The following is a 268-nucleotide window of genomic DNA, read 5'->3' on the forward strand; positions in this document are numbered from 1 at the left end:
GGAGTGATTTCAGATCGCGTCCGACTCAAGTGGCTGGTTGTGACGTTACTGTTGCTGCAATTTTTAGGGTTTGTGGGGATTGCCAATCTCAACCTCCTTCCGTGGCGAATTATTGGTATTTTAGGTTTAGGGGCAAGTGGTGGCTTTTTTGCAACCTTAACCACAATTGCCTTACCGCGTTTGTTTGGACGGGCTTATTTAGGCGCGATCGGCGGGATGCAGATGACCAGTTTAGTGATTGGGAGTGCAGTGGGACCTTCTTTATTAG

At 48.1% G+C, this 268-nt stretch carries 1 pseudogene; it reads left to right on the plus strand.

Annotation, left to right across the window (positions count from 1 at the left end):
- Positions 1–268 (plus strand): annotated as a pseudogene (locus tag R0J92_RS23345) (hypothetical protein); the annotation flags it as partial.

It is taken from the genome of Tritonibacter sp. SIMBA_163, from assembly GCF_046535935.1.
GTDB classification, from domain to species: Bacteria; Pseudomonadota; Alphaproteobacteria; order Rhodobacterales; family Rhodobacteraceae; genus Epibacterium; species Epibacterium scottomollicae.